This window comes from Butyrivibrio sp. Su6 (genome assembly GCF_900108105.1).
Taxonomy (GTDB): Bacteria; Bacillota; Clostridia; order Lachnospirales; family Lachnospiraceae; genus Butyrivibrio.
The window spans coordinates 153,965-162,327 of record NZ_FNUR01000009.1; the positions used below are offsets into that span (position 1 = coordinate 153,965).

Annotated in this window: 4 protein-coding genes; all 4 read left to right on the forward strand. The window is 42.9% G+C overall.

The window, feature by feature from the left end; translation table 11 throughout:
- The first annotated feature begins 17 nt into the window (after positions 1–17).
- The 4 genes from C4S54_RS11105 (at position 18) to C4S54_RS11120 (ending at position 7,607) form a co-directional block, all read left to right on the forward strand.
- Positions 18–1,676, forward strand: coding sequence for a DUF6020 family protein (locus C4S54_RS11105; protein WP_146059991.1), 1,659 nt, complete (start codon positions 18–20; stop codon positions 1,674–1,676).
- A 71-nt stretch (positions 1,677–1,747) separates the two neighbouring features.
- On the forward strand, positions 1,748–4,372 hold the full coding sequence (locus C4S54_RS11110; RefSeq protein ID WP_103869591.1) for an O-antigen ligase family protein: 2,625 nt from the start codon (positions 1,748–1,750) through the stop codon (positions 4,370–4,372).
- A 2-nt stretch (positions 4,373–4,374) separates the two neighbouring features.
- Positions 4,375–6,312, forward strand: coding sequence for a polysaccharide biosynthesis protein (locus tag C4S54_RS11115; RefSeq protein WP_103869592.1), 1,938 nt, complete (start codon positions 4,375–4,377; stop codon positions 6,310–6,312).
- A 23-nt stretch (positions 6,313–6,335) separates the two neighbouring features.
- Positions 6,336–7,607 carry a DegT/DnrJ/EryC1/StrS family aminotransferase gene (locus C4S54_RS11120; RefSeq protein ID WP_200821067.1) on the forward strand — a complete coding sequence of 424 codons (1,272 nt, stop codon included), beginning with the start codon at positions 6,336–6,338 and terminating at the stop codon, positions 7,605–7,607.
- Positions 7,608–8,363: the final 756 nt, after the last annotated feature.

The window sequence follows — 8,363 nt, forward strand, 5'->3', positions numbered from 1 at the left end:
TGTACTTGGATAAAAGAATGGGGAACGAAAAAAATAATAAGATCAATTACAGAGCCTGGCTTATGTCAGGCTTATTTGGCATATTGACAGGTTTTTTCCTGGTAATAGGTTATCAGCTGGAAACACTTGATAAGGTGGATCTTTCTGACAGAAATGCCATGCTTACCATGGCCTGTCTTATGCTGGTCATTGCAATTGACACCAGATATGTATGGCGCAATTACGAGCAGGCCCACAGCGGTCAGAAACTTTTTGGCCTCTTTCCTTTAAAGAGTGCATCACCACTTGATACCTCAGATAAAAAGATATTTTTATCAAAGGAGCACTTATGTACCTGGGGCATTTTAGCAGCCCTTGGACTTGTGGTCCTTCTTGCAGAATTTCCGGGATTTTTTGTCTATGATGCCCAGGAAGAGCTCAATGAAGTGCTTACAAGGACCTTCACGACTCATCACCCTCTTCTTCACGTGCTGCTCCTTGGGGGCACAATAGCTCTTTTCCACAAGATCACAGGTTCCTGGAACCTTGGCATATTTGCATATATCTTTTTGCAGATGCTTGTAATTACTTGCATTCTGGCCTATGTCATCACCTATATGCAAAAAAGAGGCATGGGTAAAAAGAGCCGCATTTTGTGGACAGTCTATTATGGAGTTTTCCCTACAATTGTCATGTACAGCCTCTGTTCAAGTAAGGACGGGCTTTTTTCGGCAATGCTCCTTCTTATGACAGTTCTTTTGGTACAGCTCTTAGAGAATCCTGAGGCGTTTCTGAATAATAAAAGCAAATGCGCAGCCTTTATAGCTGCAGCTGTTTTGATGCCTTGCTTTAGACACAATGGTTTTTATGCCTATCTGGTATTTATACCATTTTTCCTTATTTATTTCAGAAAAAAGCTTTCAAAGGTACTTGTTGCCATAACAGTAACACCCGTTATTCTGTATCTCCTTATAAGTACAGCGCTGTCGGCTGCTCTTACAACAGCTGCGCCACATCATCAGGAGATGCTCACTGTGCCCATCATGCAGATGGCAAGGGTCTACACCTATGACAAAGACTCCATGACTAAAGAGGACATTACGACTCTTGAGTCCTATGTTCCTGAAGAGAACCTTGTAAAATACACCCCAAGAGTTTCTGACCTTGTGAAGGTTGGCTTTAATAATGAACTTTACGAGCAGAATAAGGCGGATTTCTGGAAGCTCTATTTCAAGCTCTTTAAGGCCCATCCTATGACCTACGTAAATGCCTGGCTTCTCACATCCTACGGATACTGGTATCCTCCGGCTAATATAAACGTCTACAAAGGAACCACCGTTTACACCTTTACCTACGATGAAAGCTCATACTTTGGCTACGAGGTAGAACTTCCCGGAGAGCGCCACAGCTTAATTCCTATGATCGATAAGTTTTACAGATACATATCCATCGGATCATTTCATACAGACCACAAGGTTCAGGCCCTTTTGTTTTCACCGGGACTACTTATAATCATTTATCTGTATGTACTTGCTTACAGGCTCTATAAAAAGGATTACAGGAATATACTGCCATTTTTGCCTATACTCCTGGTTTGGCTGACCGTGATCTTAGGCCCAACCTACCTTGTCCGCTACGTTGTGATCTTATGGTTTGCGTTGCCTCTACTTCTTGACACAGGCAGTACCCAAATTTGATAAGCCAGGGCCTATATGGTATTATTAAACGATGGTGTTTTGTACCATTTTTGAGAAAAGGCTTAATAAATATGAGAAAAGTTATAGATAAAAAAACAGCATGCAGAGCCGTGGTGTTATTGCTGGCTCTTTTGGCAGTGCTTAGTATATTTCCATTCAGGATCTGGACAAAGGTGGACAGCTTCACTGCAGGTGGACAGCGCCTTGATGAGAGCGAATTCGTAAACATCGAATATCACCTCTCACAGCAGTTTGTCACTCAGTATGACAGGCTCAGCTCTATCCAGATCTATGTTACAGACGTGGAAAAAGGAAGATACATAAGTGCAACTCTCATGGATAAGTACTATGGAGAGCTCTTTTACGCATATGTTGATACCAGCAAGTTCCAGATTCCGGGCTATGTGACTATTCCTATCGAATACGATGTTGAGGTTGGCGAGGTTTATTACCTGTACCTTAGTGGCTGCAGATCCAAATACAGCGTGGCCTACGAGAGTGTTGAGTCCGATTCTGCCTATGTTGGCGGAGTGTTCAGGGATGGAGTGGATGTTCCTGCCCGTCACCTTGCGGCAATCTACAACTACAGACTTCCGATTTCCAAGACTCTTTCACTTGAGCTTATTGCAGGGATCCTTGCTGTAGCCCTTATTCTGTGGGCAGCCATAGGATTATATTTCAGGAAAAGACCTGACAGGAATACCTTAGTTACTGTAAGGCAGGCACTTAAAGTAGTTGCTAATCCCATCATTGCAATCTTCTTTGGAAGCCTCATGGTTATGGTATTCCCGCTTAGAATATTTGACATGAGAGTTCTGGATATTGTCTTTTACGAGATTGGTCTCATGATTAGTGCAGGGATCGCCTTCTATGCAGTTAACCACAAGACTGTAAGGCATGAGGTTGGTATTTCATTCTGGGAAGGAATTGATTCAGGAAACAAGGTTAGATACATCCTCATGATGTTCTCAATGGCAATGTCCATCTGGTATGCCTGCGATTACATGAATGACCTTTACGATATTTACCACACTCTTTCTGAGAGAAGGATGCTCATCTGGCTTTTGATCTTCATGATCTTTACTCTCAGCTACAAAGAGCTTGTTAACATGGTCAATATCCTTTGGCTTATTGGCTCAGTTATCTACGGAGTTCATTACTATCAGGTAAATGCCCTTGCAGATACAGAAAAAGAATATGACCTCCACAATATGATTCTTAAATACGGCATTATTATCGTGATCCTCGGAGGACTTCTTGTACTTAACCTTATAAGACTCCTTGTGAGATTTGTTATGGATGTTTTGTCAAAAGACATTCAGAAAAAGAGCTCAGAGTACAGGCTTTCTCCTTATGGATTTTTGGTGCTCGTATTCCTTGCATCAATTGTTATTATGAGAAATACCAGATGGTGGGGAGTGGCACTTGCAGTTACTTTTACCTGTCTGTATATCAGACTCTCAGTCTGGAAAAACAGAGAAGACTTTATAAAGATCGTATCCGGCGGACTTATGATGAACTTTGCTATTTCACTTGTGTTTAGCCTTCTTCACCGCTATTTTGCAGGATACGTAAGCGGAAGATTTGGATTTCTTTTCCACACAGTTACCGTGACTGCTGAGTATTTCACATTCATGGGGGCTGTGGCAGCAGTTCTTTTGACAGCAAAGATAGTAGCCCTTCCAAACCACATCGGAATTAAGCAGGTTATAAAGACAGCCTGGAAAGAAATTGTGCTCTTTGGATGGATCGCATCCTACGCGATATTTACTGTATCAAGGACAGCTTACCTTGCCATGGGCGTTTGCATCTTGCTTGTGCTTATTGTAACTGCAGCAAGATATAAAAAGCAGTTCTTTAGAATGCTCCTTGTCATGATAGTGTCAGTAATCGTGTGCTTCCCTGGTGCGTTTACCCTTCAGAGGATAATTCCTGCCATGGTGGCAAGACCTGTTGTGTACGCAATTGACGACACTGATGAGTTCATAAGAGGCGGCGCAGCGTGGGATAGCCCTAACTTTATGTGCGTGGAGAGATTTGCAGGTCTTTTTGCAGGTAAGATTCTTGGAATATCTGTTGGCGACTATAATTATCCGGTGGATCTGTACAACTACGATCCCGTAACCGGTGACCCTTACCTCGATTACTATGGCAATGATTACGAGGGAAGCGATGAGCAGGAGCAAAAATATGGATTTGTAACAGACTATGATCCTGATGAGCTTTTGGCCAGCGCTGCGATAACAAGGGCAGAGCTTGGAATCCTGATGCTTACAGAAGAGGTCAATGAATACGTTGACTCTTCCAACATCATTGATGTCCTTTCAAACGGCCGAATTACTATATTCAGGTCCTATTTAAAAGAGCTGAATCTTTCAGGACATGATGAGATGGGAGCAGAGCTTCCAAATGGTGAAATAGCAGTACATGCCCACAATACTTACATTCAGGTGGCATACGACCACGGAGTTATTGTCGGAGCTTTATTTATACTGTTCATAATTGGTGGAATTGTATGCGGTGCGGCATATTACAAGAGAGAGAAAAAAGAGCCTCTCGCCCTTATGCCCTTTGCTGTTGTACTGGGCTTTGCCGTGGCAGGAATAAGTGAGTGGGTATTTATGTTCAGCAATCCTATGACACTTGCTCTCATGTTTGCAATTGCTCCATTATTATTTCAGAAAAAGGCAAAATAAAAATGCGCAAAGAAAAAGAACCCTTTAACTATCAAAAACTATATAGAAGAACAGGCCTTATTATCTACGATATCATAAGCGTTATCGTGGCAAGCTACGTGGCGATCCTTATAAGATATGAGTTCAGGATCGGTACTATACCTGATCACTTCCTGGATCCTGTAACTACCTTTTTGCCCCTTAATATATTGATAACTTTGGCTGTGTTCTATTTCTTTAAGCTCTATGACAGCTTGTGGGCCTATGCCGGCGAAAGAGAGATGCAGAACCTTGTAATGGCCTGCGTCCTTTCAGGTGTTATCAATGCCATTGGCCTTCAGTTCTTTAAATCAGAAGATCAGCCTGTTCCTCAGAGCTACTATTTTCTGTATACGTTTTTGCTCATAACATTTATTTTTATCAGCAGATTCTCTTACAGATTCTTAAGGGGACAAAAACACAGAGCTGAGAACAAGCACAACTCCAAGGCCGTTATGATCATCGGCGCAGGAGAAGCTGCCAATATCATCATAAAAGAGATAATTACAAGCAACTACTCCACAATGTCAATCAAGTGCATCATTGATGATGACACAGAAAAGTGGGGCAAATATATTCAGGGGATCAGAGTTGTAGGCGGAAGAGAGAGAATCGTTGAGTGCGCTGACCTTTATGACATCGATGAGATAATCGTGGCAATGCCATCAATCTCCAGACAGGAGCTCAGGAAAATACTTGATATCTGTAAGAACACAGATTGTAAGCTCCGTTCACTTCCCGGAATGTATCAGCTTGTTAATGGCGAAGTAAATGTATCAAGACTTCGTGACGTAGAAGTTGAGGACCTTCTTGGAAGAGATCCCATCGCAGTTGACCTTGATTCCATTGCAGGCTACGTAAGCGGCAAGACTGTCATGGTCACAGGTGGTGGCGGTTCAATCGGCTCTGAGCTTTGCAGACAGATCGCCCAGCACTCACCAAAGAGACTTATCATTGTTGATATTTATGAGAACAACGCCTATGACATTCAGCAGGAGCTTAAGACAAAGTGCCCTGACCTTGATCTTGTTGTTCTTATTGCTTCAGTTAGAAATACACTTAGAATAAACACTATTTTTGAGCAGTACCAGCCTGATATCGTATATCACGCAGCAGCTCACAAGCATGTTCCTCTTATGGAGGACAGCCCGGGAGAGGCTATCAAGAATAACGTATTTGGTACCTGGAAGACAGCCATGGCAGCAGCCATGAACGGAACCAAGAAGTTTGTCCTTATCTCAACCGATAAGGCTGTTAACCCCACAAACGTCATGGGAGCCAGCAAAAGAATCTGCGAGATGATCGTACAGACCTTCAACAAGCACTATGACACAGAATTTGTTGCAGTTAGATTTGGTAACGTACTTGGTTCAAACGGCTCTGTTATCCCGCTCTTTAAAAAACAGATCATGGCAGGTGGACCGGTTACAGTAACAGACCCTAACATTATCAGATACTTCATGACTATATCCGAGGCAGTTTCACTCGTGCTTCAGGCAGGAGCCTTTGCAAAGGGCGGAGAGATCTTCGTTCTTGATATGGGTGAGCCTGTAAGGATCCTTGATCTTGCTGAGAACCTTATTAAGCTTTCCGGCTTCAAGGTTGGCGAGGATATAAAGATTGAATTTACAGGACTTCGTCCCGGAGAAAAACTCTATGAAGAGATGCTCATGGACGAGGAAGGCCTTCAGGATACAGCAAATAAGATGATCCACATAGGAAAGCCAATCGAGCTCGATGAGATGAAGTTCTTTGCGGAGCTTGAGAGACTTCATAAGGCTGCAAGAGCTGAGTCGCCGGACATTAAATCAATAGTACGCGAGATAGTAACAACCTATCATCCAACAGACAACGAAGATGACAAGACAGCAGAGCATATGGAAGCTCTTAAAAAGGCAGCAGAAAAGATAAACGAAGAGTAGAGCACTTGCTGAGGTTAGATATCATGGAAATAAAAAGATTTGAGAAAAAAATTTATCTTTCATCTCCTACAATGCACGGAGATGAGCTTAAGTACATGCAGGAAGCCTATGAGACCAACTGGATGTCAACTGTTGGAGCTAATATCAATGAGACAGAGAGACTTGTAGCAGAAAAGATCGGCTGCAAGGACGCTGTAGCTCTTTCCTGCGGAACAGCAGCCCTTCACCTTGCAATCAAACTTGCAGGTGAAAGACTTTATGGCCAGCCAAAGGTTGGACACGGAAGCCTCGAGGGCAGAAAAGTCTTTTGTTCAGATATGACATTCGATGCAACAGTAAATCCTGTTGCTTATGAGGGCGGCGAAGCAGTATATATCGATACTGAAAGAGATACCTGGAACATGGACCCGGTTGCTCTTGAGAAAGCATTTGAGATCTATCCTGAGGTAAAACTTGTAGTAATTGCCCATCTTTACGGAACTCCCGGCAAAGTAGATGAGATAAGAAAGATCTGTGATGAACACGGAGCTCTTATAGTTGAGGATGCTGCAGAGTCTTTTGGTGCAACCTATAAGGGACAGCAGACAGGACTCTTTGGCGATTACAGCGTTATTTCTTTTAACGGCAATAAGATAATCACAGGCTCATCAGGCGGAATGTTCCTGACAAATAATGTAGATGACGCCCACAAGGTCCGCAAGTGGTCAACTCAGTCAAGAGAAGATGCGGCCTGGTATCAACACGAGGAGCTTGGCTTTAACTACCGCATGAGTAACGTTATCGCAGGCGTAGTAAGAGGTCAGATGCCATACCTAGAGGAGCACATCGCGCAGAAAAAGGCAATCTATGAGAGATACAAAGAGGGCTTTAAGGATCTTCCTGTTACAATGAACCCATTTGATGCAGAGAACAGTGAGCCTAACTTCTGGCTCTCATGTCTTCTCATCAATGAAGATGCTATGTGCAAACAGGTTCGCGGAGAAAAAGATGTTCTCTACATTTCAGAACCCGGAAAGAGCTGTCCTACAGAAATCCTGGAAGCAATCGCAGCTATAAATGCGGAAGGCCGTCCAATCTGGAAGCCTATGCACATGCAGCCAATCTACCGCATGAACGGCTTTGTAACAGAGGCAGGAAACGGAAGAGCAAGAAGTAACGCCTACATCAAGGAGACCGGCTTTGAGGATGTTGGAAGTGACATTTTTGAGAGAGGCCTTTGCCTTCCAAGTGATAACAAGATGACCCCTGAGCAGCAGGATGTGATCATCGAAGTTGTTAAGAGGTGTTTCAAATAAAGTGGCCGTGGAAAAACTTACTCTTGTGTTACAGCGAGAGTTTGATAAATTGAATTGATCTTTGTTACGAATGCTTACGCCGGTGGCGTAAGCATTCTTTAATTATCAGTTCATCCTTTATAGAACAAACCACATGAAGATAAATATATGTATTGGAAATGATACTCTACTTTTATTGTAAGAAAAGTTTAGATTGCGGCTCTGTACGCCACCATTGACTGAACCTGAGGGAAACGCCCTGGCCTTAGAGCCGACGGTGAGGATGATGGGAACAGTAATTAGATTCGCGCACCGTCGGATTCAGCATTGTAGCGTTTCCCTCAGAACCCGTCAATGGCAAGCACCTTCGGTGTGGCTAGGTACCAGGGCCTCGGGCTCTGACTCCGAGAACAGTAGCAATGTCATTTAGTTAAGGAAATTCATATATACTTTCATATCAAAAACATTATTGCAAAAGAAAAAGTGATTCTACAAAGAACGTAAGAATCACTTTTTTATTTGAAAATTTTTAAATTAGGGCTTGACACAGGCCTCAAAAAGTGCGGCCGCCTTTGCTAAAGAAGCTTTAGCAAAGGCGGCCCCTTAAATCAAAGGTATCCGACCACACATTGATTTAAGGAGGCACTCATGAAAGCATCATACATCAAAAAGAAGTTTTTTGAAACTATTGATTCTATTGTTGCGGATCCATCACCGTTTGTAAAAAGACCTGGTTCTGATTTTACTCGTACCAGGCTATGCCCTCTCAGAGAGCTA